We start from the raw sequence: 1,351 nt of genomic DNA on the forward strand, positions 1-1,351 counted from the left end.
GAAGTCCACCCGGAATCTGGCGGCCGAGCTGACGCGTCAGGGGCACCGGATCGGTTCGGACACGGTGGCCGCGCTGTTGAAGGCGGAGGGCTTCTCCCTGCAGGGCACCTCCAGGACCACCGAGGGGGCCCGGCATCCGGACCGGGACGCCCAGTTCCGCTACATCATCGACCGGGTCACGGCGTACCTCGGCGATGGGCAGCCGGTCATCAGCGTGGATGCCAAGAAGAAGGAGACGCTGGGCAACTACGCGGTCATCGGACGCGAGTGGCATCGCGCCGGGCAGCCGGTGCGGGTCCGCGCGCACGATTTTCCCGAGAAGGGCGCTCAGAAGGCGGTGCCGTACGGGATCTACGACATCGGCGCGGACGCGGGCTGGGTGTCGGTGGGTTGCGACGGGGACACCTCCGCCTTCGCGGTGGCCACTTTGCGCCGCTGGTGGAACGGTGAGGGACGTCGCCGCTACCCGCAAGCTTCCCGTCTGCTGGTCACCGCCGACGCCGGAGGCTCCAACGGCTACCGTGTGCGCGCCTGGAAGAAGGAGCTCGCGGACTTCGCCTATGAGTCGGGCCTCGATGTGACGGTCTGTCACTTTCCACCGGGAACATCGAAATGGAACAAAATAGAGCACCGGCTGTTCTCACAGATCAGCGTCAACTGGCGCGGCAGGCCCCTGACCAGCCACGAAGTCGTCGTCAGCATCATCGGAGCGACCACGACACGCAGCGGGCTGTCCGTCCACGCCGAGCTCGACCCCGGCGCCTACCCGACCGGCGTCACCGTCCCCGACACCGTCATGGACCGCCTGCCCCTGACGCCGCACGAGTGGCACGGCACGTGGAACTACACCCTGCGTCCCGAACCACTCGCTCCTGAATTGTCCCTGCCCAGCGTGGAGTTCGGGCGCTTTCCCGCCGGCGACAAGCTCCCCATGTGGCTGCGGCACCCCAGCCTCACCGGACTCGAACCCGCCGCCTTCGACGATCTCGCCGCCCGTTACCGAGCCTGGTGTGCCGAGCACCCGCCGATCTTCCTGCCCGGCAAACGTCCCGACGGCGGCCCCGGCGCAGGCAGCAGACGACTCTCCGTCGCCGACCAGCTTGTCGTCTTCCTCCTCACGAAGCGCTGGTCCATGGCCCAGACGCCACTCGCCGAGGCAACCGGCCTGGCCAAGAGCCGGATCGGCGCGACCCTCCGGGAGGCCACACCCGTGCTCACCGCGCTCGGGTACACGGTCCCGGTCGGAGCCCTCACCGTGACCACGGCACAACAGCTCGCCGCGATTGCCGGGCACGACCTCACACCCCCGTAATCCTCACCAAGATCTAGGAGTTATTGTTCGACAGCCCCC

At 68.2% G+C, this 1,351-nt stretch carries 1 protein-coding gene; it reads left to right on the forward strand.

Going from position 1 to position 1,351, the window contains the following annotated elements:
• A partial coding sequence (locus ACIRPK_RS36895; protein ID WP_403047336.1) for an ISAzo13 family transposase occupies positions 1–1,312 on the forward strand: 1,312 nt, incomplete at its 5' end.
• Positions 1,313–1,351: the final 39 nt, after the last annotated feature.

It is taken from the genome of Kitasatospora sp. NPDC101801, assembly GCF_044766665.1.
Classification (GTDB): domain Bacteria; phylum Actinomycetota; class Actinomycetes; order Streptomycetales; family Streptomycetaceae; genus Kitasatospora.